The sequence below is a fragment of the Bradyrhizobium sp. 61 genome (genome assembly GCF_023073075.1).
Classification (GTDB): domain Bacteria; phylum Pseudomonadota; class Alphaproteobacteria; order Rhizobiales; family Xanthobacteraceae; genus Bradyrhizobium; species Bradyrhizobium barranii.
Map to the genome: position 1 here is coordinate 57,659 of NZ_JADPIU010000108.1, position 21,937 is coordinate 79,595.

The window sequence follows — 21,937 nt, forward strand, 5'->3', positions numbered from 1 at the left end:
GGCGCTGCATCTGCAAAAAACGCAGCGACGGGAGGACGTAAAAATGAAAGTTCAGGTCTGCATCATCGGCGGTGGGCCGTCCGGGCTGCTGTTGTCCCAGCTTCTGCACCTGAAGGGCATCGATACGGTCGTGCTGGAGAAATACAGCCGCGACCACGTGCTCGCCCGCATCCGTGCCGGCGTGCTTGAGCACGGCTTCGCCAGGTTGATGCGCGAGGCGCAGTGCGGCGAGCGGATGGACCGCGAGGGCGAGATCCACAACGGTTTCGAGATCGCGCATGACGGCGTGCTCTCCCATATCGACCTGCACAAGCATTCCGGCGGCAATTCGGTGCTGGTCTACGGCCAGACCGAACTGACGCGCGACCTCTACGAGGCGCGCGATCGCCTCGGCGGCAAGGTCGTGCACAACGCCGAAGACGTGACGCCACACGATCTGACGTCGGACCGGCCCTACGTGACCTATCGATCGAACGACGAGATCGTCCGCATCGATTGCGATTACGTCGTTGGCGCCGACGGCTTTCACGGCGTCAGCCGCAGGTCCATCCCGAAGGACGTGCTGCGCGAATACGAGAAGGTCTATCCGTTCGGCTGGCTCGGCGTGCTATCGCGCACGAAACCGGTGTCGCCCGAGCTGATCTATGTGAAGCATGAACGCGGCTTTGCGCTCTGCTCGCTGCGCTCACAAGTGCTGAGCCGCTACTACGTCCAGGTGCCGTTGACCGACAAGGTGGAGGACTGGAGCGACGATGCGTTCTGGACGGAGCTGAAGCGCCGCCTGCCGGACGAGGTCGCCGGCCACCTGATCACCGGGCCCTCGATCGAGAAGAGCATCGCGCCCCTGCGCAGCTTCGTCGCCGAGCCGATGAGCTACGGCCGCCTGTTCCTCGCCGGCGATGCCGCCCACATCGTGCCACCGACCGGCGCGCGCGGGCTCAACAGCGCGGCGTCCGACATCTACTATCTCTACCACGCCATGCTTGCGCATTATCAGCACGGTGACGATTCCGGCCTTGCGGGCTATTCCGCCAAGGCGCTTGCGCGGATATGGAAAGCGCAGCGTTTTTCGTGGTGGATGACGATGCTGCTGCATCGTTTTCCCGACCGTTCCGAATATGAGGACCGGCTTCAGCAGACGGAGCTCGAGTACCTGCTCTCGTCCGAGACGGCGCAGCGGTTGCTCGCGGAGAATTACGTGGGACTGCCGTTTTAGCGACGGTTTGTGACCGCTCAGCTGACGTTGCCGCTCCAAAGGGGAGCTCTCCTCGCGGCACCAGGCGAGTTCGCCCGTCAGGCCGGTTCCCTTTCAATAAGTGGTGACGGACGCCGAAATGCTCTGTTGCCTTGTGCGATCGTTCCTACCTCCTCAACCGAACAGGAGGGCGCAGCGATGACGAACACAGCGCTTGTGGTCGGCGCCAGCGGTATTGTCGGCAGCAATCTCGCCCGCCATCTCAGCGATCGCGGCTGGCAGGTGCTTGGGCTCGCAAGGCGCCCACCAAGCGACCTCGATGGTGTTCGTCCCATCGCGGCCGATCTGCAGGATCCGGCCTCGCTTCGCGACATCCTGGCGAGCCTTCGTCCCACTCACGTGTTTCTCGCCACATGGCTACGTCAGCCAACCGAGGCGGAAAATATCCGCGTTAACGCTGCGATGGTGCGCAACGTGCTGGGGGCACTTTCCGGCGCAGATACGCTTTCTCATGTCGCGCTGGTCACCGGGCTAAAGCATTACCTGGGACCGTTCGAGTCCTACGGTAAAGGCAGGCTGCCCGCGACGCCATTCCGCGAGGAGCAACCGCGGCTCGATGTCGAGAACTTCTACTACGCTCAGGAGGACGAACTATTCGATGCAGCCAGGCGCGGTGGTTTCAGCTGGAGCATTCACCGCCCGCACACGATCATCGGTTATGCGATAGGCAACGCCATGAACATGGGAACGACGCTTGCCGTCTACGCGACGATCTGTCGAGAAACGGGGCGGCCATTTCTCTTTCCAGGCTCGGCGATGCAATGGACCGGCTTGACGGATATGACGGATGCCAGATTGCTGGCGCGGCACCTGGAATGGGCCGCGATGACGACGGTCGCGCGAGACCAGGCATTCAACGTCGTAAATGGCGATGTCTTCCGATGGAGCTGGATGTGGGCGCGACTGGCCGGCTGGTTCGGGTTGCAGCCTGCCCCCTTTCCAGAGGAAATTTCGCCGCTTGAGCGTCAGCTTGCCGATTCAGGTCGTATATGGGCTGATATCGCGCTCAGGTATGATCTCGCCGAAAGCGACCTCTCCGTCCTTTCGTCGGCATGGCACACCGATGCCGACTTGGGCCGCCCTATCGAAGTCGTCACCGATATGAGCAAGAGCCGTAAGCTCGGCTTCCTTGAATATCAGGCGACGGACGACAGTTTTTTCGATCTCTTCAGCAGGTTGCGTGCCGCGAACGTCATTCCTTGAGCCTTCTGACGAAGAGTAAACAACCGCTACTTTCCTTCCAGCGTATTGACTGGCGTCCACTCTGGCGATGGTGGATTTGCGGCGAGGGCTTTTGCGCGCTTGGCGAACAGCGCCGACGCCGGGTCGATCTTCGCGACGCCGTCGAACGCCTCGGCCGCCTTCGCAAACTCCCTCGCCCGCCAGGAGGCGAGCCCCTCCGCATACGCCGCGGCCATCTTTGTTTGCGCCGCGCTCTCTGCGCCCTTGTCCGCCAGCGGCTCGAACACCTTGATTGCTTCGCCGCGGCCGAGCACCCTGATCGCATCGAGCTCACGCCAGGCGAAAGTGTCGCCGGTCTGTGCCATCGTCGTTTCCGAGGCCATGATGGCGGTGCCGTAATATTTGTTGGCGCCCTCGAGTCGCGAGGCGACGTTCACGGTGTCGCTCATCACGGTGTAGTTGAAGCGACGGCGCGAGCCGATATTGCCGACCACGGCCTCGCCGCTGTTGAGCCCGATGCGGTGCGACAGGCCGTGGCCTGCGAAGGCGGGATTGCTGGCGTTCAATTCCGCGAGCTTCTCGTGGCACTTCAGGGCGGCGTGAACCGCGTTGCGCGCGTGGGCGGGATCGTCGGCCGGCGCGCCGAACATCGCGACGATGGAATCGCCGATATACTTGTCGACATAGCCGCCATGGCTCTCGATGATGTCGGTCATGGCCGAGAGATATTCGTTCATCAGGGTCACCAGCTCGCCCGGCGTCATCGTCTCGGCGATCGAGGAGAAGCCGCTGAGGTCGGAGAAGAACATGGTGACGTTGCGCATCTCGCCGCCGAGCGCCGGCATCTTGCCGGAGGCAACCATGGTGTTGATCACTTCGGGCGCCAGATAGAAGGCAAAGCTCTGGCGCAGGAAGCGCTCGTCGCGATCGGCCAGCACGAAGCGGTAGCCGATCATCATCGCGAGCGCGGCAAGACTTGCGAGCGCAGGCTCGGTCAGCGGCAGCGCCAGCGCGTGTACGAACGCGGTGACGGCCGCGGCTGTGTAAGCGGCAGTGAGGCCGAGCCAGGCGATCAACGCGCCGCCCGGTGCGAGCATGGAGGCCGCGCAGGCGATGATCGCCGCGAACACGATCGTGAGAACGGTCCGCATGGGAAAGCCGAGCTCGGTCACTGCGTCGCGCTCGATCAGGTTTCGCACGACGGTGGCATGCACGAACACGCCTGCGACGTCGCTGCGGGCCTTTCGCAGGGTGTCTGCCGGCGCGGGCAGGGCGCATCGCGCAGCCGGCGTCCCGTCATGTCCGCCGGACAGTCGCATCGAGGTCAGCTTGCGGTCCTCGAAGTTGAGAATGGTGCCGAGCAGCACGACCTTGCCGTCGAAGGCGCGGCGGAAGAAATCGGCGTCGCCCTTTTCGAGGCAAGCCCGCAGGTCGGCGAAAGAATAGGTCGGGACATCGCGGCCCATGCCACGGTAGTTGAGCGTCAGCGTGTTCGGCACTGCGCTTGGGATGGCATAGCCAGACAATATCGTTGCGCCAGACGGCCCGATCTGCGGCGCTGCGCCGAGTGCGTGCGCAGCCAGCTCGACGGCCATGGCGGGCACCCGTTTGTCGCCGATGGAAAAGCTTAGAGGCATCCGCCGGATCACGTCGTCGGTGTCGGTATGAACGTTGAGGGCACGGACATTGTTTCTCACCGCAAGTCGCTGTGCGGGGTAGGGCACATCCGGATGGTCATTGCTGAGGATTTCGCCGAGCACCAGCTTGCCGTTGTCGGAAAGCTTCCGCAGCGCGATCAGATAGTCCCGGTCAAAGCCCTTCATGCGGGCGCCGATCGGCGCGTCACCAAAGGAAATCTCCGACTGCTCGATCGAGCTTGGAAAGATGACGTCGAAGCCGATCACCTTGGCGCCGCCGTCGGTGATGCCCGTGAGCACGCGGCCGATCTCGCGTGTCCAGGTCTGCGTCGGCGATCCCTTGAAGGGTGGGGTGTCGTAGGTCTCGCCGTCGATGGCCACGACGACGACCGGCGAATCGGCGGGATCGCGGCGATCGCCGACAAGCTCCCAGCGCAGCGCCGTGAGGATATCGAGCGAGAGACCTTGCAGCGTCTGAAGCGGCGGGGACGTGAAGACTGCGCCCGCAACGAGCGCAATCAGGATCGCCGCAACGATGTCCCGTCCCCCGATCCGCCGCATCGCCCCGTCGCAGACCGCCTATTCGAGCCGCAGCAGGCGACCGACGATCGGCGTCGGCGATGACGTGGCGTTGGCATCGACCTGGAAGGCGTAGCGCTTGGCGCCGAGGATGGCGAGATAGCTGCCGCCCGGGGTCAGTGTCTTTCCGGCCTTGGCAAAGTCGTAGAACTTGCCGCCGACCATGATCTCGCTCTTGAGCGGCACGCTGATCGTGGGCTCCTTGCCGTCGGTGCGTTCGATGACCAGCGTGCTGCCGCTCTTGGCCTGTATCAGCGGGGCGACGCCATAGAGCGTCGGCAGCTTGGCCGGCGGCGCTCCCTTGGCGTCCGATCGCATGGTGCGGAAGGTCGTTGCGGCGCTCTGGTTGGCCTCGCGCTCGGACAGTTTTGCTGCATTGGTATCGCAGGGCACCTTCTCGCGCTTGACCTCGCCGAGTTGCACGGTGCTCTGCTCGGCGCCGACCAGGACGACGCCTTCGCTGATGATCTCGCGCTGGCAGGATTTGAGGTAGCTGAGCGTGATGCTGGCCTTGGGCCCGAGCTTGATGATCTTGCCGGGCGCCACATAGTCCATGAACGCGATGCCGTCGACCTTGCCCTGGACGTCCTCGACGATCGCGGCCGGGGTCTCCGCCAAAGCGGGGGCCGCAAGACAGAACGCGCCGACACCAGCGCCGATCAGGCTTCTCATGGGAGTTCTCATCCAATTCGACCGATATATCGCCGGTCCCCGTCCTGGTCCGATGCTTAGCAGCGGCGCGTCCAGACAAATGTGACCGGAATCACTCTTGGTTGTTGGTGCACTCTAGCAGGAACAGGTTCAAACCTGCGACCGGAGAAAAGCGAAGCCGCGGCAAGCGGTTGGCCGGATGGATCATGTCAGGCGGCCGGGACGGGCTCAGCCAACCGGTCCTCGACCGCACAGCTCTCTGCCACACTCTCTATAATAGGCGCGAGAGGCGCTTCGGTCTTCTGATACGGCGTCGCCTGGTGACCGGCGGCGATTTCCACGACCTCGTCCCAGCGCGACAGGAAGGCCTCGACGCAGGCCGGGTCGAACTGCCGGCCCTGGTTCTCGACCAGATAGTCGCGCGCCACGTCGAGCGGCATCGGCTCTTTATATGGCCGGCGCGTCGTCAGGGCGTCGAAGACGTCGGCGACCGCGACGACGCGCGCGGCGACCGGGATCTCGTTTGCCTGAAGGCCGTTCGGATAGCCCGCGCCGTCCCAGCGCTCGTGATGGCCTGCGGCAATTTGCGCACCGAGCTGGATCAGCTCGCAGCTGGAGTCCGCCAGGATCTTTTCGCCGATCGTCGCATGGGTGCGGATCACCGCCATCTCATCGTCGGAGAGCCTGCCGGGCTTGAGGAGGATATGGTCGGGGATGGCGACCTTGCCGACGTCGTGCAGGGGCGCGGCCAGATAGATGTCGCGGCAGAGCCGGGGCGGCAGGCCGAGCTGCTCGGCGATGATGCGGCTGTAGCGCGCGACCCGCAGCGTGTGCTCGCCGGTGTCGTTGTCGCGGTATTCGACCGCGAGCGCGAGCCGCAGGATGATCTCCTCCTCGCGCTCGCCGAGCTTCTGGGTCGCGGCCGCGACCGCGCTCGCCAGATCAGCGGCACGGTCGTTCTGCTTGCGCACGGCTGCACCAAGGCGCACCAAATTGCGCAGCCGCACCGTCATCTCGACGCTCTGTGGCTGTTTCGGTAAGAAATCGGTTGCACCAACCTGCAGCGCTTCCATCTTGACGTCATCGGTCTGTCGCGACGTGATCATCGCGATCGGGATGTCGGCGCAGCCGGGCAGGGCGCGGAAGGCGCGGATGAAGCTGATGCCGTCCATATGCGGCATCTCGTAGTCGACCAGCACGAGGTCGAAGACGCGCTCGCGTGCGCAAGCCAGCGCCTCGACGGGATCGAGGAACGTCGTGGCCTCGACCAGGCCATCGGCTTCGATATGACGTTTCAGGAAATTGAGGACAGAGCGGCTGTCATCAACGAGAAGCGCTTGGGTCAGCATCGGCGGCCGGTCTCGTTCGGATGCGAGGCGTGACCTCCACGAATAGTCTTTGCGATTTAACGCGGAGCAAACGCCCGGGCTGCGGCGAACTGACTCAAGACTGCGCACAGCGCATGCGAATTGAGCGAACCATGCACGCCTGCATGCATGCGCGAAGTTCTTCGGTTTGTGACCCGTAGTTGTACGGTGATGCCCATTAGGGGTTTGCACACTCTCCCAAGCGAATAGTCGTCGCGCGAGATTCGCGTCATGCGTGCAGCGAATCCCGAGGAAATCTGGGGGACGAATGCCGTCTGATGTCACTGAGCCGAAGTGGTCCCTACGGCTGCCTGCAGATTGCAGCATCGCTGCGATCCGCAGCGTCTATGACCTGATCCGCGAAGCTTTCGGCCGGCAGGACCGGCTCGAGATCGATTGCTCGAGCGTCGACAAAGCCGACGTAACCTCGATCCAGCTTCTGCTGTCGACCGCCAGGACGGGCGAGGCCCAGGGCCGCCCGGTGGTGCTCACATCATTCTCCCAGTCTCTGCGCACCACCCTTCGCCGCGCCGGCTTCGCCAGCGATGCGATGATCGATCAGCACTTCCCGCAAAAGAAAGATGGCACCTGATGGCCACGATTCTCACGGTCGACGATTCCCCCAGCATCCGTCAGATGATCAAGGTCGTGCTCGAACCGGCCGGTCACAACGTGATCGAGGCCGGCGACGGCGCGCAAGGGCTCGCCAAGGCGCAGGCCGGCAAGCTCGACCTCGTCATCACCGACCTCAATATGCCCGTCATGAACGGGCTGGAGCTGATCCGGGCGCTGCGCAAGCTGCCGAGCGCGGTCGGCATGCCCATCGTGTTCCTGACCACCGAATCCAACGACACGGTGAAGCAGGAAGCCAAGAGCGCCGGCGCCACCGGCTGGATTACCAAGCCGTTCAAGCCGGAGCAGCTGCTCGCCGTGGTCGGCAAGCTGGTGCGTGCATGAACGCGATGGACCCGACAGAGGTCTTTCGCCAGGAAGCCAGCGAGCTGTTCGAGGTTCTGGAAGGGGCTCTGCTCGATCTCGGCCAGCGTCCCGACGACCGCGAGCTGGTCGATTCCGCCTTCCGCGCCCTGCATACGATCAAGGGCTCGGGCGCCATGTTCGGCTTCGACAAGGTCGCCTCCTTCACCCACGAATTCGAGACCGCGTTCGACCGCGTCCGCAAGGGCGAGATCAAGCCGACGCAGGAGCTGATCTCGGTCGCGCTTGCGGCCAAGGACTATATCCGCGCGCTGATCGAGGATCCGCAATCGACCGACGACATCATCGGCGAGGCCATTCTCGACGACCTCAAGCGCTTCGTGTTTCCCGACCAGCCTGCCGCTCCCGTCGCCGAAATCGCCGAAGCACCGCCGCTGGCACCCAGTGAAAGCAAGCAGGCCGGCTGGCACCTGTATCTGGAATTTGAATCCCACGTCCTGCGCAACGGCTCGAACCCGCTCGATCTGCTGGAAGACCTTTGCAAGCTCGGCCCGTGCTTCGTCGTGCCCGTGACCGACGGCATCCCGTTCCTCGATGAGATGGAGCCGGAAGACTGCTATCTGAAGTGGGACGTCAAGCTGCACGCCGCCTGCGACAAGGACGCGATCGACGACGTCTTTATGTTCGTCCAGGACGAGATGAAGCTGACGCTCTCGCCGCTTGAGCAGGTCGAAGCGCCCGCGCCGCTGCCGTTGTTCCAGCTCCTCGACGAGGAGCTGGCTCCCGTGGCCGAGATGGCCGCGCCGGTGGCCGAGGTCGCTGCCGCGCCCGTCGCCGCGCAGCCCGTCGCAAAGGCGGAGCCGAAGCCGGAAGCCAAGCCTGAATCCAAGTCTGAACCGAAACCGGAGGCCAAGCGTGACGATCGCGGCATCGCCACCGTCCGCGTCCAGGCCGAGCGTCTCGACGAGTTGATGGACCGGGTCGGCGAACTCGTCATCGCCCAGGCGCGGCTGACGCAGCTCGCCTCGTCCGGCTCGGATCTCTCGATCAAGATGATCGCCGAGGAAATCGAGCGCCTCGCCTCCTCCCTGCGCGACACCACGATGGGCGCGCGCATGGTACCGATCGGCTCGCTGTTCGGCCGCTTCCGCCGCCTGGTGCACGATTTGTCGCGCGACCTGTCGAAGCCGGTCGAATTCGTCACCACGGGCGAGGACACCGAGCTCGACAAGACCATGATCGAGTGCCTGGCCGATCCGCTGGTTCACCTGATTCGCAACGCCATCGACCACGGCATCGAGGACACCGCGACCCGCTCCGCCAACGGCAAGACGGAGCAAGGCCGGATCGAGCTCGCGGCCGTTCATTCCGGTGCGCAGGTGCTCGTCACCGTGAAGGACAATGGCGGCGGCCTCAACACCGCGCGCATCCGCGCGAAAGCGGAAGAGCAGGGGCTGATCGCCTCCGGCGCCGTGCTGACCGATCACGAGATCCACCAGTTCCTGTTCCACCCGGGCTTCTCGACCGCGCAGACCATCTCGGCGCTGTCGGGCCGCGGCGTCGGCATGGACGTCGTCAAGCGCACCATCGAGAACATGCGCGGCACGATCGACCTGTCGACCCGGCCGGGCCAGGGCACCACGGTAACGCTGCGCCTGCCGTTGACGCTTGCAATCATCGAGGGTCTTTTGATCCGCGTCGGCGAGGGCCGCTACATCATTCCGTTGTCGGCGGTGGAGGAGTGCGTCGAGCTGACGGCCGAGGACGAGCGCTCGCGCGGCCGCAACTTCCTCAACGTGCGCGGCAACCTCGTGCCGTTCCTGCGCTTGCGCGAGATCATGACCGCATCGGGCGCGCCTGACCGGCACCAGAAGACGATCATCATCTCGACCGGCGAGACCCGCGTCGGCCTGGTCGCCGACCAGATCATCGGCAACCACCAGACCGTGATCAAGTCGCTCTCCAAGCTGCACTCCGACGTCACGATCTTCTCCGGCGCGACCATTCTGGGCGACGGTACGGCGGCGCTGATCCTCGATGTCGCACAGCTCGTCGCGATGGCGCAGTCGAAGGTCGAGAAGCAGCACATCAGCGAGGCGGCGTGATGAACGAGGCGGGCGAACATCAGGTCGACGCGATGCAGGTCGTGATGATCGGCCTCGGCGAGGAGAAGTTCGCGCTCGATGCCGGCCTCGTGCGCGAGATCATCGATCCAGTGCCGGTGACCAAGGTGGCCGGCGCGCGGGCCTTCGTTCCGAGCGTCATCAACGTGCGCGGCAACGTCATTCCGCTCGCCGACCTGCGCATTCGCTTCGGCATGCCGCAGCTCGACGACTCCGCCGACACCCGCATCGTCGTCATCGAGCTCGAGCTCGACGGCGAGCCGGTGCTGGTCGGCGTCACCGCCGACAAGGTCTACGAGGTCACCGAGATATCGCAGACCGACGTACAGCAGACGCCGCGCGTCGGCATGCACTGGAAGCCGGAATTCATCCGTTTCATCGCCAAGTGGCGTGAAGAGTTTGTCATCGTTCCCAACATGGAACGCATCCTGAATTGAGATGAGGTCTCGGGCGAGACTGGGGTAGGGGCTGGAAATGAGATTTACGGTCAAGGCAAAGCTTGCCATCGCGTTCGGTGTGGTCCTGTCGCTGTCGATGGCGGCGGGTGGCCTCGCTTATGTGAAACTGAGCGAGATGATCGACACCGCCGACAGTCTGGTGTCGCGTGCCAACCGGATGGACCGTGCGGCGGAGATCGAGAAGGGTATCCTGCTTCAGGTTCGCGCCGAGAAGAACCTCATTCTCGCGCCTGAAAGCGAGGCGGATCGTTTTATCGCCGAAATCGCCAAGCAGCGCGAGACGCTCTCGAAGTTGAAGGAAGAGATCCAGGCCGCGGCTTCCCCCGAAGGCAAGAAACTCATGGAGAATTTCGGCGTCGCCTATGCGCGGATGAACGCCGTTCAGGACGACGCCCTCAAGACCGCCCGGACCGACAAGGCGAAAGCCGCCGAGCGCTCCATGACCGAGGTCCGCAAGGCGGTCGCCGAGGCCATGGAAGCCGCCAACGTCTACGTCACCAACGTCAAGAAGAACATGGCCGCTCAGGCGGCCCAGGCTCACGAGGACGGCAACCGGGCCCAGCTCCTGCTGATCTCGGCCGTGCTGGCTTCGCTTGTCATCGGCCTGATCGCCGCGATCTGGATTTCCTTGAGCATCTCCCGCGGTCTCGGCCGCGCCGTCGGGCTCGCCGGCGCGGTTGCCGATGGCGATCTCAGCCAGTCGATCAAGGTCACAAGCAACGACGAGATCGGCGATCTCGTCACCTCGCTGAACTCCATGGTCGAGAAGCTCAAGCAGATCGTCGCCGAAGCACTCACCGCGGCGCAGAACGTTTCCGCGGGCAGCCAGGAGCTCTCGGCCAGTGCCGAGCAGCTCTCGCAAGGCGCGACCGAACAGGCTTCGTCCGCCGAGGAAGCTTCTTCCTCGATGGAAGAGATGGCCTCGAACGTGAAGCAGAACGCGGACAACGCCAACCAGACCGAGAAGATCGCCGCGCAGTCGGCCAAGGACGCGGAAGCCAGCGGCGTCGCCGTGGGGCGTGCCGTCAATGCGATGCAGACCATTGCCGAGAAGATCACGATCGTGCAGGAGATCGCGCGCCAGACCGACCTGCTTGCCCTCAACGCCGCGGTCGAGGCCGCGCGCGCCGGTGAGCACGGCAAGGGCTTTGCGGTGGTCGCGTCCGAAGTGCGCAAGCTCGCCGAACGCAGCCAGGCGGCCGCGGCCGACATCGGTACGCTGTCGACGGAAACCGTGAAGGTCGCGCGGGAAGCCGGCGACATGCTGTCCAAGCTCGTGCCCGACATCAAGAAGACTGCCGAGCTGGTCCAGGAGATCACGGCGGCCTGCCGCGAGCAGGACGTTGGCTCAGCCCAGATCAACCAGGCGATCCAGCAGCTCGACAAGGTCGGCCAGCAGAACGCCAGCGCCTCCGAGCAGGTGTCCTCGACCTCCGAGGAGCTTGCCTCGCAGGCCGAGCAGCTTCAGTCCACGATCTCGTTCTTCCGCATCGAGCATGCCGGTCGCGGCGAGGCTGCCGCGCCCGCGCCGATCGACCGTGCGGTCACCCAGCTCCGCGCCAAGGCCGCGCACATGGCGGCAGCGGACCGCGGCGTCAAGAAGCCCGCGCCCGCCCGCAAGCCGGCGCGCGCGATGAAGGTCGCCAATGGCGGCGGCTTCGCCTTCGACATGCATGACGGCGAAGACGACCGCGACGCCGAGTTTCAGCGCTGACTGCAACTTGAAAACAATCTGACCCTGGACCGTACCATGGCCGCAACCTCGCAATATCTGACGCTCGGGCTCGCCGGCGAGACGTTCGGCATCAGCATCCGCAATGTCCGGGAAATTCTCGACATGCGGCCGATCTCACGGCTGCCGCATGCGCCGAATTTCCTGCTCGGCATGATCGACGTGCGCGGCAGCGGCTATCCCATCGTCGACCTCCGCACCAAGCTCGGCCTGCCGGCCGTGGAAGCGACAGAAGCGACCCGCATCATCATCCTCGACGTGCCGATGAAGGATCGTCTGGTCGGCGTCGGCTTCGTGGCCGATTGCGTGTTCGAGGTCACCGATATCGACGAGCAGGCGATCGAGCCCATCCCCGAGGTCGGCGGAAAATGGCAGTCCGACTATGCCGCCGGCATCGGCCGCAAGGGCGAGAAGTTCGTCGTCATCTTCGATCTCGCCAAGCTGATGGCGAACGACGAGATCCCGGAAGGGCGCGATACCTCTCGCGCTGCCTGAAGTTGCAAGCGTGAAGCGTGGTCAAGCGTAAGCACCCCAATTCGAACCAACGAGACTGACATGAGATTCACCGTCAAAGCCAAGCTTGCCAGCGCCTTCGGCGTCGTCATCCTGCTGTCCATGATCGCCGGTGCGGTCGGCTATTTGAAGCTGGCGGACATGGTCAGCACCACCGAGCTTCTGGTCAGCCGTGCGGGCCGGATGGAAAAGGCGGCGGAGCTGAAGGAAGGCATCCTGTTCCTCGTGCGCGCGGAGAAGAACGCGATCCTCGCAGCGTCCGATGCAGAGCACGAGCAATTCCAGGCCGACCTCATCAAGAACCGCGACGCGATCACCAAGTCGAAGGACGAGATCTACGCAGCCGCCAGCGAAAGCGGCAAGAAGCTGATGGAGGTCTTCAACGTCGCTTTCGCCAAGCTCAACGCCTATCAGGACGAGACGGTCCGGCTCGCGAAGACCGACAAGCCGAAGGCCCTGGATCGCTCCATGCATGATGGCCGCAAGGTCGTTGCGGACGCGATCGAAGCGGCCGACGTCTACATCAAGAATGTCAAGAAGAACATGGCTGAGCAGGCCGAGCAGTCCAAGCAGGACGGTGCGCGCGCCGAGATGCTGCTGATGAGCCTGGTCATTGCCTCGCTGCTGATCGCCGCGGTCGCGGCGACCTGGATTGCGCTGAACATCAGCCGTGCGCTGGCGCAGGCGGTGGGCCTCGCTGATGCGGTAGCGATCGGCGATCTCAGCCACAAGATCGAGTCCTCCAGCAATGACGAGATCGGCGATCTCATCAAGTCGCTGAACGCGATGACGGTCAACCTCAATGCGACGGCGGCGCTCGCCAACCAGATCGCACAGGGCGATCTCATGGTCGAGGCCAAACCGCTGTCGGACAAGGATACGCTCGGCCTCGCGCTCGAGCGCATGGTGGAGAAGCTCCGTCAGATCGTGTCGGAAGCCCTGACCGCGGCGCAGAACGTCTCCGCCGGCAGCCAGGAGCTCTCGGCCAGTGCCGAGCAGCTCTCGCAGGGCGCGACCGAGCAGGCCTCGTCCGCCGAGGAGGCCTCCTCTTCGATGGAAGAGATGGCCTCGAACGTGAAGCAGAACGCCGACAACGCCAACCAGACCGAGAAGATCGCCGCGCAGTCCGCCAAGGACGCGGAAGCCAGCGGCGCCGCCGTCGGCCGCGCCGTCAACGCGATGCAGACCATCGCCGAGAAGATCACGATCGTGCAGGAGATCGCGCGCCAGACCGACCTGCTCGCGCTCAACGCCGCGGTCGAGGCCGCGCGCGCCGGCGAGCACGGCAAGGGCTTTGCCGTGGTTGCGTCCGAAGTGCGCAAGCTCGCCGAACGCAGCCAGGCCGCCGCCGCCGAGATCGGCACGCTCTCGACTGAAACCGTCAAGGTCGCGCAGGAAGCCGGCAATATGCTCTCCAAGCTCGTCCCTGATATCAAGAGGACGGCTGAGCTCGTCGAGGAAATCACCGCCGCCTGCCGCGAGCAGGACGTCGGCTCGGCCCAGATCAACCAGGCGATCCAGCAGCTCGACAAGGTCGGCCAGCAGAACGCCAGCGCGTCCGAACAGGTCTCCTCGACCTCGGAGGAGCTCGCCTCGCAGGCCGAGCAGCTTCAGTCGACGATCGCCTATTTCCGCATCGAGCAGGGACGCGCCCAAGCCGCCGCGCCGATCGACCGGGCGGTGAACCAGCTCCGCGCCAAGGCGGCGACAATGGCGGCCGTCGAGCGTCCGGCCAAGAAACCGCAGGCGAGGCCGGCGCGCGCCGTGAAGGCGGCCGGTGGCGGCGGCTTCGCCTTCGACATGAACGGCGGCGAGGACGATCGGGACGCCGATTTCCAGCGCTGAGAGCCGTCAAGAGGTCGGCCCATCCTTCACCGGTGGGCCGATCCGCCGTCAGTGATCGAGTAAACGCGTGGGATTCAAGATGGCCGGTTCGGCCCGACATTCAGTGCAGGCGGCCATCGCGGATCGGGGCATTCAGCCATGATGCCCGCCGTGCAGGATACGGTCGTCCATCTGTCCGACCGCCACTTCCGGACCATCGCCGAACTGATCGAGGGCCAGGTCGGCATCAAGCTGCCGCAGGGCAAGCGGCTGATGCTGGAGGGGCGGCTGCACAAGCGCGTGCGTGCGCTGAACTTCTCCGACCTCAACGAGTATGTCGACAACCTGTTCGAGGCCGATCATTTCGACACCGAGCTGACCCATCTCATCGATGTGGTGACGACCAACAAGACCGACTTCTTCCGGGAGCCCCAGCACTTCACCTTCATGAGGGACGTCGCGATCCCGGCCCTGCTCAAGTCGCACGGGCGGAAGAACGCGAACCTGAAGATCTGGAGCTCGGCGAGCTCCACCGGCATGGAAGCCTACACCACCGCCATGGTGCTGGACGACATGACGCGGAACGGCTCGCGGTTTCAGTACCGCATCCTCGGGACCGACATCTCGACCGCGGTGCTGCGCCTTGCCAAGTCCGCGATCTACACCCGCGACGTGCTCGCCCCGGTGCCGGAGCCCTTCGTGAAGCGTTATTTCCTGTCGTCGCGGGACAAGTTGCGCGGCGAAGTGCGGGTGGTGCCGGAATTGCGGCGCATGACGCATTTCATGAGGATGAACCTCATGGATAAGTCCTACCCCGTCGACCGGGACGTCGACATCATCTTCTGCCGCAACGTCCTGATCTATTTCGAGCGCGAGACCCAGCGCAAGGTGATCGAGCAATTGTGCAGCCATTTGCGGCCCGGCGGCTATCTTCTGGTCGGTCATTCGGAATCGATGATTCACAGTGCAGTGCCGGGTCTGAAGCAAGTTCAGCCAACCATTTTCAAGGTCTAGCCGGAGCGCAACCAGAATGCCGAGGGAGAAAGTTCGCGTACTGATCGTGGACGATTCGGCGTCGGTGCGCCAAATCCTGCAAACGATCCTCAACGACGATCCTGACATCGAGGTGATGGGGACGGCCTCCGATCCGTTCGCCGCGGCGCGCCGCCTCCAGAACGAAATCCCTGATGTCATGATCCTCGACCTTGAAATGCCGCGCATGGACGGCATGACCTTCCTGCGCAAGATCATGGCGCAGCGCCCGATCCCGGTGATCATCTGCTCCTCGCTCACCGAGGAAGGTTCGAACGTGATGTTCGAGGCGTTCGAGGCGGGCGCGGTCGACATCGTGCCGAAACCGAAGATCGACACCCGGCAGGCGCTGCTCGAATGCTCGACGCGGCTGCGCGAGTCCGTGAAATCGGCAGCGCGCGCGCGGGTGCGTCCGCGGGCGGAGCGCCGTACGATCGAGAGGAAGCTGACCGCCGACGCCATCATCCCGCCGCCGGTGCAGGGCAAGGTCCGGCCGACGACTGAACGCATCGTGTGCATCGGCGCATCGACCGGCGGGACCGAAGCGCTCAACGACGTCCTCGAGATGCTGCCGCCGCACTGTCCTCCCATCGTCATCGTCCAGCACATGCCGGCAGGGTTCACCGCGGCCTTCGCCAGGCGTCTCGACAGCGTCTGCCAGGTCCGCGTCAAGGAAGCCGAGGACGGCGAGCCTGTGCTGCCGGGCTGCGCCTATATCGCGCCGGGCGCCCGTCACATGCTGCTCCAGCGCGTCGGCCTGCGCTACCAGATCGCGATCAAGGACGGCCCGCCGGTGTCGCGGCATCGCCCCTCGGTCGACGTGCTGTTTCGCTCCGCGGCCCAGCATGCCGGCGCCAATGCGCTCGGCGTGATCATGACGGGCATGGGCGACGACGGCGCGCGCGGCATGCTGGAGATGCGCAAGCTCGGCGCCTCGACACGCGCGCAGGACGAGGAGAGCTGCGTGGTGTTCGGCATGCCCAAGGAAGCCATCGCGCATGGCGGTGTCGAGAAGGTCGTCTCGCTGCATCATATCCCGCGCGAGATCATGCTCTGGTATCAGGCCGGACACGTTGCGGTGGCAGGTTGATTGCGATGTCCGTCATTCCGGCTAGCACACTCACCGAGGCGATCACCGCGATCGAGGATGTCTCGTCGCGGATCGAGGACGTCTTCGCGCGCGTCGGTCACGAGCTCGGTCGCGGCCACCTTATCTTCAAGGAGCTGAACCAGGGCCTCGCGACGCTTTCGGAGGAGCTCTCCGGCGCCGAGATCGAGGGCGCCGCGACCGCGCTACAGGAGATCGCCGCACGGCTGAGCGAACTGGCAGAGGCGCTGCCGGCCGAGAGCGCGCTGCTTGCGACCATCGGCAACAGCACGGCGGAGGCGTCCTCGCTGCTCAAGCCGCTGTTCAAGCACATCCAGATGATCACCATCATCGCGCGCAGCGCGCGGATCGAGGCGGCTTCGCTGGACGGCGACCGCGAGGGCTTTCTCGCCTTCACGCAGGAAGCCTACGACCTCGGCAAGGCGGTACAAGGTTCGATCGAGGGCTGCGCGCGGGACCAGCAGCGCCTGTCGGAAGCCGTTGCGACTGCCTCCGGTCGCCAGAAGGAATTCGAGAGCCGTTATCGGAATCAATTGGTGTCGGAGAGCGCCGAGCTCGGCGCAGCCTATTCCGGATTGCGCGGCCAGCGCCGCGACAGCAGCCAGCTCGCCGTCCTCGCGAGCACCAGCACCAGGAAGATTGCCGAGGCGGTTGGCGGCGCAATCATTTCCTTGCAGGCCGGCGACAGCACGCGCCAGCGCCTCGAACATGTCTGTCATGGCCTCGGTCGGGCGTCGGAAGCTGCGCCGGGCCTCGTTCCCGAACGGGGCGCGAGCGAGGTCGGCGCGCGCGCGATCTGCCAGTTGCAGGCGGCCCTGCTCAGGGACGCCCAGCGTGAATTCGGCGGCGACATCGGCCAGATCGTTCGCGCGCTCACGGCCATCCTGCACGATGCGGGCAATGTCGTCGGCCATGGCCGCACGCTGTTCGGCGGCGAGGATGGCGGCCCGTCATCGTTCCTGGCGCGCATCAAGCAGGCACTGGCACATGCCTCGACCCTGATCGCCACCTGCGAAAGCGCCGGCCGCTCGGTCGACGAGGCGCTCGCCATCGTCGAGGACACGCTGGCAAAGTTTCGCCAGGCCATCGCCGGGCTCGCCGAGGCGACCGTCGACATCACCCTGATCGGAATGAATGCCGGCCTGAAGGCAAGCCATCTGGGCAGTCGCGGCAGCGCGTTCGTCGTGATCGCCAACGAGCTCAAGGCGACCGCCGACCAGGTTTCGGCGGGCGCGGGGCGCTTGCGGCCTGTGCTCGACGGCATCGAGCGCTCTGCGAACGAGCTAAAGGAGCTCCGCGTCCGGGGCGATCCCACGCAGCTCGCCAAGTTCGAGCCGCAGATCCTCCAGGCGCTGCGCGAGGTCGAGGTCGGCAATGAACGGCTCGGCAAGCTGATGAGCCGGCTCGTCGATGAAGGCGCGGAATTCGAAGGCCTGATGAATTCGGCGCAAGGTCTGATGAGCTCGCTAGGCGAGAGCTCCGCAGCCTTGCCTGCGGTTGCCGCGCGGCTCGAGACCGCGAGCGCCGGCGCGCAGCGGCCGCAGCCGGAGGCGCAGGATCAGGCGATGCTCGATGATCTCTTCGCGCGCTACACGATGGAGCGCGAGCGGGACGTTCACCGCGAATTCCTGCAAACGCTTGGCCTTGCGTCGATCGCCGCCACGCGCCGCGTCGAAGCGGTCGAGACCGCGGATGACGGCATAGAGTTGTTCTGACGTTCGCCGCCGGCGTCGCGCGTCGGCGGCAATTCGACGGATTGGGTTTTCCGAGCATTAACCTTGCCCGAAGGGCTGGCCGTTAGGTCATTGTCGCGCCCCAGAGTTGGTCGCAAATACAGGGCGATCTTCACCTCGGAAAATTCCCCATGCTGAGAGACGGTAAATACGCTGCCTGGTTCAGGACCTCACGAGGTCAGGGCACCGGCATCGTGGATCTGGCCGAGGGCCGGATCTCGGGCCGCGACAGCTTCTTTACTTATGGTGGTTCCTACCGGGTCGATGAGCAGCACTTCTCGGCCGTCCTGACCGTGAACCGGCATGCTGACGGCCCGCTGAGCGTGTTTGGGCCTGATGAGGTCGAGGTCAAACTCTCGGGTGTGTGCAACGGCCTGGTGGCGAGCTGTTCGGGAACGGCCAAGGAAGCACCCGACGTGAAGTTCGAGGCGACGCTGATCTACAGCCAGGAAGATGCGCCGGCAGCCGACGCCAAATGCGCGGTCGTGAAGCTCAACGCCGACAAGCTGCCCAAGGGCCTCGACAACCGTTCCCGGCCGCGTCATCCGTTCACGCCGCCCAAGGCGCCTGCGTCGTAGGGTGCGGGTTTTTAGCTTTGCATTGACGCTGTTGTCGCGAAATCACGGCGCGACTGGACTGCGGCAACACTAGTTTTAGAGGTGAAATCTAGGTTGAGGCCCATAACAAAAGGCGGACAGGGACATGCCTCAGATCTGGATGACATATGACGAACTCGCGACCCTCAGCGGCTGCAGCGCTGCCGAGGCCAGGATGCAGGCGCTGCATCTTTCGCTCGATCGCCGCAAGAGCCGCGACGGGAACACCCGCGTCAAGCTGAACCTCGCCTTGATGGCCCGGTTCTGCGAGACCGTTCGCGAAGCCGAATTCGACCTCGATGACGCGATCACGGCGCTGCGCGATGCCCATCGGCAGATGTCCGGGGTTCTTTCGACCAGTCAGCCGAGCTTGCGGCGCGGAGTGGCGTAAGCCGGCGCCGGTGGCCAGCCTCAGGACGGCGGCCTCGGCAGGAAAGCCAGGATGGTCTGGGCCAGAAGGACGCCGACGGTGCCGCCGGCGGCCTTTTGCAGCACATCGATGAATCGTGGATCACGATCCGGCGTCACCGCCTGCAAGACCTCCAACCCGACTGCGACGGCGATCACGAACGCGCAAGCCAGCTTGACGCGCCCCGGTAGCAGGAAGGACAGCAGGAAGCCCAGCAGGCCGTAGGCGCTGAAGCGCTCAATCACGACGACCCAGTAGGCCTCCGCGTGGCCCATGAGTGCCGGCCGGCCCGCGAGCTTGGCCAGCGTCGCATAGACGATGAGCACGAGACAGATAACCGCGGCTGCGATGAGATGGTTGCGGCGCATTGCGCCAACATAGCCGGTCGACCGGCCGGCCGCTTTCGAAAGCCAAGAACATCGTTAAGGTTCACAAACCCTCGAGGGCATGAACCAAGGTTCACGGGCGAGCCGCGGAGCCGAGGCTACGGCCCAACCCGCATGCATGCAGTTGACGTCAAACGCGGCGGTGTAGTCGCGATCTCACGCGGACGGCGCTGAGTTGGCGAGGGCAGGCATTCATCTGCCAGTTCTTCGGCCTGGTGACCCAAAGCCGCACTGCCAAGAACAGGAAGTTGATGCCGAACCAGATCGACATCACGATAAGGAAAGAGCTTGCCATGGCGGCTCCGCCTCCCGCTTTCTTTCGAAAGCAATGCGGAGCGCGGCTGAGAGTTCCGCCTTCAGGGGAACGGGCAGGCGATCGTCCCTGCCCAAATTCTCGTCATCGACAAAACCAGGCCACCCCGGTCAGGCACAAAGCAACGCGCCTGACCGCATGACCAAGCCGTTCGTAGGGATCGACGTTTCAACGCCGATTGTAGGACCAGCCCTTGTCGACATTGGTCGGGTAGTGGGCTGCGAAGTACGGATTCTTGAGGCAGTTGCGCGCGGGATCGAAAATCCAGTCGGCGCATTCCCGGTAATTCAGGAATCGGCAATCGAAACCGAAGGCGCACCACGGCGCGCCGTTTGGAAATCCGAACCCCACGGGGACTTGCGCCGACGCTACTGAGGGCAGAGCCAGGAGCAGAGCTACGGCGAGCGCGCGGGACAACATGGTGCATTCCTCCAACAATCTAGCAAACTGAGACCGAAGCCGGTACGGCGACCGTTCTGCGCCGAAAAGGGACGATGTTCAATCTTCGTCGTTGGATAGTCTAGCAGCCGGGCGCGGAGAGATCGAGAGCGCTGAAAGCGATCGGCCCATGTCGATTGGCGGCTGCCATGCATCGATTGATGATGCGGACGCACCCGTCCATGACGTGTCGCGCGCGGCCGACGCTAGCCCTTCTTGGCGCCCTTGGATTTGAGCGACAGGCCGAGGCGCAAGGCCATACGCTTGATCGCATCGGGCGAGCGCCCGAGAAGTTTTGCTGCCTCTTCCAGCGAAGTCGAAGACTTGGCCAATTCCATCAGCCGGCGGTCTTCCTTGAACGACCAGGGCCTGCGCGCCATAACCGAAATCATCCTCTCGTCGAGACAAAGACAAAGCCGCCAAGCGGACCCACGTTCGCTCGACGGCTTTGCTTGGGTGGGGCCGGGCCTGGGGGAGCCCGGTGCGAAGATGGATATGCGATCCACTAAGGTTCGCAACAAACAACGCGGATTAAGCTAACTGCTCAACCTTACCGCGATGAAATCGGCGCGTTGCGCTCCGTATAACCACGGAGTTTCGCTAACCAAGATCGATCTGCACGCTGTGATGGTGGGGATCGAGGATGTTCTGCCACCACGTCCGGTTGTCGCAGAACCGGTGCACGGTCTTCGCAAGTCCGCGCTCGAAATCCTCGCGGGGGGCGCCTGCCGATATCCGAGACCCGACTTCGCGTCTCGACGCTGCGGCAAGACCCAGCTGCTCCGCCAATCCGCGCGGACTGTTCTGATGAGCATGGAAGAAGTGCCGATCCCCGAGCCGTCGCCGAGCAGCCGTCGAAACAGCGACCGGTCTTGCCGCGTGGTGGTGATGAGGATTCTCCTGAGGTCGGCGTACGTCAGGTCGGACCGCAGACACTGGATCATCGGCTTGCCGAAGACAGGCAGGAGCTGCTTGGACGCCATGCTGACGATGGAGGCGAGCAGGGAACTTGTTCCCTGCGATGTGGCCCTCAATGTCCTCCAAGCTCAGCCCGGCAACCTCCACTTGACAATGGATGGCACGGCGTTTCGGCGTCAGCATTTGTGCGCGATTAGGAATTAGATGCTTCGAGATCACGACATTGTTTGCTTCGAAATCACGACGTCGATTCGAGCGATCAACTTGAATTGAAACGGCGCCGGTTGGTCGCAACGGCATCGAACGAGAAAAAATCCAATCGCGATGCATGCGGCAGCGGTTTGACGAGCAGTATTATGCTTCTCTCGGTTGAGTCGTCACGAGATCGTCGAATTCGTTCGGCTATGGTGCGCGCGCACGAACAAATCAAAATCAACAAAATCAAGAAGACCGAGATGCTTCAAAAGGCGCGAGCGGCACTTCCTCTCACCAAGCTCAGAGAGCGGGCGTTTGAAGGCGCGTTTTTCAGCGTTGCGCTGATCGCGATGGCGGGCTGGGTGTATTTCATCACGCTGTTGCTGGTGCGATTGTTCCTCTGGTTTTTCGGCTGACGCACGAGCCGATCACTTCGCGTGCAGGGTGCTGCCCAAAAAATCCCTGGCATGACGAGAAAATCAGCGGCGGTGATCATGATCTCGACACAACTCGAGGATGAGACTGCCAGTATCACTGGAACGAATTGCGAAT

The 21,937-nt window shown here is 64.0% G+C and carries 21 protein-coding genes; 15 read left to right on the forward strand and 6 right to left on the reverse strand.

The window, feature by feature from the left end; genetic code table 11:
- Positions 1–43: 43 nt before the first annotated feature.
- Both pobA and IVB46_RS41175 read left to right on the forward strand, forming a co-directional pair.
- Entirely contained in the window at positions 44–1,216 is a 1,173-nt protein-coding gene (gene pobA, locus IVB46_RS41170; protein WP_231144289.1) for a 4-hydroxybenzoate 3-monooxygenase, read from the forward strand.
- A gap of 177 nt (positions 1,217–1,393) precedes the next feature.
- Positions 1,394–2,458, forward strand: coding sequence for an SDR family oxidoreductase (locus IVB46_RS41175; RefSeq protein WP_247345478.1), 1,065 nt, complete (start codon positions 1,394–1,396; stop codon positions 2,456–2,458).
- A 26-nt stretch (positions 2,459–2,484) separates the two neighbouring features.
- On the opposite strand, the gene IVB46_RS41180 is transcribed toward IVB46_RS41175, so the two are convergent.
- The 3 genes from IVB46_RS41180 to IVB46_RS41190 form a co-directional block, all read right to left on the reverse strand.
- Positions 2,485–4,635, reverse strand: coding sequence for an adenylate/guanylate cyclase domain-containing protein (locus IVB46_RS41180; RefSeq protein ID WP_247314577.1), 2,151 nt, complete (start codon positions 4,633–4,635; stop codon positions 2,485–2,487).
- Positions 4,636–4,653: 18 nt separating this feature from the next.
- Complete coding sequence (locus tag IVB46_RS41185) at positions 4,654–5,325, reverse strand: hypothetical protein (protein WP_247314575.1); 672 nt, start codon at positions 5,323–5,325, stop codon at positions 4,654–4,656.
- 188 nt (positions 5,326–5,513) lie between these two features.
- A complete protein-coding gene (locus tag IVB46_RS41190) occupies positions 5,514–6,653 on the reverse strand; it encodes an HD domain-containing phosphohydrolase (RefSeq protein ID WP_247314573.1) in 1,140 nt (379 codons plus the stop codon).
- A gap of 286 nt (positions 6,654–6,939) precedes the next feature.
- Between IVB46_RS41190 and IVB46_RS41195 the strand changes: the two genes are divergently transcribed.
- From IVB46_RS41195 to IVB46_RS41250, 12 genes are all read left to right on the forward strand, one after another.
- Positions 6,940–7,263 (forward strand): STAS domain-containing protein, encoded by a 324-nt coding sequence (locus IVB46_RS41195; RefSeq protein WP_247314571.1) that lies wholly within the window; start codon positions 6,940–6,942, stop codon positions 7,261–7,263.
- Positions 7,263–7,628 (forward strand): response regulator, encoded by a 366-nt coding sequence (locus tag IVB46_RS41200; RefSeq protein ID WP_008142319.1) that lies wholly within the window; start codon positions 7,263–7,265, stop codon positions 7,626–7,628. The genes IVB46_RS41195 and IVB46_RS41200 overlap by 1 nt, the downstream gene beginning before the upstream one ends.
- Positions 7,625–9,712, forward strand: coding sequence for a chemotaxis protein CheA (locus IVB46_RS41205; protein ID WP_247314569.1), 2,088 nt, complete (start codon positions 7,625–7,627; stop codon positions 9,710–9,712). The genes IVB46_RS41200 and IVB46_RS41205 overlap by 4 nt, the downstream gene beginning before the upstream one ends.
- Positions 9,712–10,167, forward strand: a complete 456-nt coding sequence (locus tag IVB46_RS41210) for a chemotaxis protein CheW (RefSeq protein WP_247314567.1) — start codon at positions 9,712–9,714, stop codon at positions 10,165–10,167. The genes IVB46_RS41205 and IVB46_RS41210 overlap by 1 nt, the downstream gene beginning before the upstream one ends.
- Positions 10,168–10,204: 37 nt before the next feature.
- On the forward strand, positions 10,205–11,902 hold the full coding sequence (locus IVB46_RS41215; protein ID WP_247314565.1) for a methyl-accepting chemotaxis protein: 1,698 nt from the start codon (positions 10,205–10,207) through the stop codon (positions 11,900–11,902).
- A gap of 36 nt (positions 11,903–11,938) precedes the next feature.
- Positions 11,939–12,415 (forward strand): chemotaxis protein CheW, encoded by a 477-nt coding sequence (locus IVB46_RS41220; RefSeq protein WP_063985241.1) that lies wholly within the window; start codon positions 11,939–11,941, stop codon positions 12,413–12,415.
- A gap of 60 nt (positions 12,416–12,475) precedes the next feature.
- On the forward strand, positions 12,476–14,278 hold the full coding sequence (locus IVB46_RS41225; RefSeq protein WP_247314563.1) for a methyl-accepting chemotaxis protein: 1,803 nt from the start codon (positions 12,476–12,478) through the stop codon (positions 14,276–14,278).
- Between the two features lie 138 nt (positions 14,279–14,416).
- On the forward strand, positions 14,417–15,271 hold the full coding sequence (locus IVB46_RS41230; RefSeq protein WP_071916273.1) for a CheR family methyltransferase: 855 nt from the start codon (positions 14,417–14,419) through the stop codon (positions 15,269–15,271).
- 16 nt (positions 15,272–15,287) lie between these two features.
- A complete protein-coding gene (locus IVB46_RS41235) occupies positions 15,288–16,379 on the forward strand; it encodes a chemotaxis response regulator protein-glutamate methylesterase (protein ID WP_247314560.1) in 1,092 nt (363 codons plus the stop codon).
- A gap of 5 nt (positions 16,380–16,384) precedes the next feature.
- Complete coding sequence (locus IVB46_RS41240) at positions 16,385–18,112, forward strand: chemotaxis protein (RefSeq protein ID WP_247314558.1); 1,728 nt, start codon at positions 16,385–16,387, stop codon at positions 18,110–18,112.
- Between the two features lie 149 nt (positions 18,113–18,261).
- Complete coding sequence (locus IVB46_RS41245; RefSeq protein ID WP_247314556.1) at positions 18,262–18,708, forward strand: hypothetical protein; 447 nt, start codon at positions 18,262–18,264, stop codon at positions 18,706–18,708.
- A gap of 124 nt (positions 18,709–18,832) precedes the next feature.
- Positions 18,833–19,117 carry a hypothetical protein gene (locus IVB46_RS41250; protein WP_247314554.1) on the forward strand — a complete coding sequence of 95 codons (285 nt, stop codon included), beginning with the start codon at positions 18,833–18,835 and terminating at the stop codon, positions 19,115–19,117.
- Positions 19,118–19,137: 20 nt separating this feature from the next.
- Here the strand turns inward: IVB46_RS41250 and IVB46_RS41255 are convergent, their stop codons facing one another.
- The 3 genes from IVB46_RS41255 to IVB46_RS41265 form a co-directional block, all read right to left on the reverse strand.
- Positions 19,138–19,503, reverse strand: a complete 366-nt coding sequence (locus IVB46_RS41255; RefSeq protein WP_014497531.1) for a VanZ family protein — start codon at positions 19,501–19,503, stop codon at positions 19,138–19,140.
- Positions 19,504–20,002: 499 nt separating this feature from the next.
- A complete protein-coding gene (locus tag IVB46_RS41260) occupies positions 20,003–20,254 on the reverse strand; it encodes a hypothetical protein (RefSeq protein ID WP_014497530.1) in 252 nt (83 codons plus the stop codon).
- A gap of 224 nt (positions 20,255–20,478) precedes the next feature.
- Positions 20,479–20,652: a hypothetical protein gene (locus tag IVB46_RS41265; RefSeq protein WP_166103634.1), complete on the reverse strand. Its 174-nt coding sequence runs from the start codon at positions 20,650–20,652 to the stop codon at positions 20,479–20,481.
- A 765-nt stretch (positions 20,653–21,417) separates the two neighbouring features.
- On the opposite strand from IVB46_RS41265, the gene IVB46_RS41270 reads away from it, so the two are divergent.
- Entirely contained in the window at positions 21,418–21,801 is a 384-nt protein-coding gene (locus IVB46_RS41270) for a hypothetical protein (RefSeq protein ID WP_247314550.1), read from the forward strand.
- Positions 21,802–21,937 lie beyond the last annotated feature (136 nt).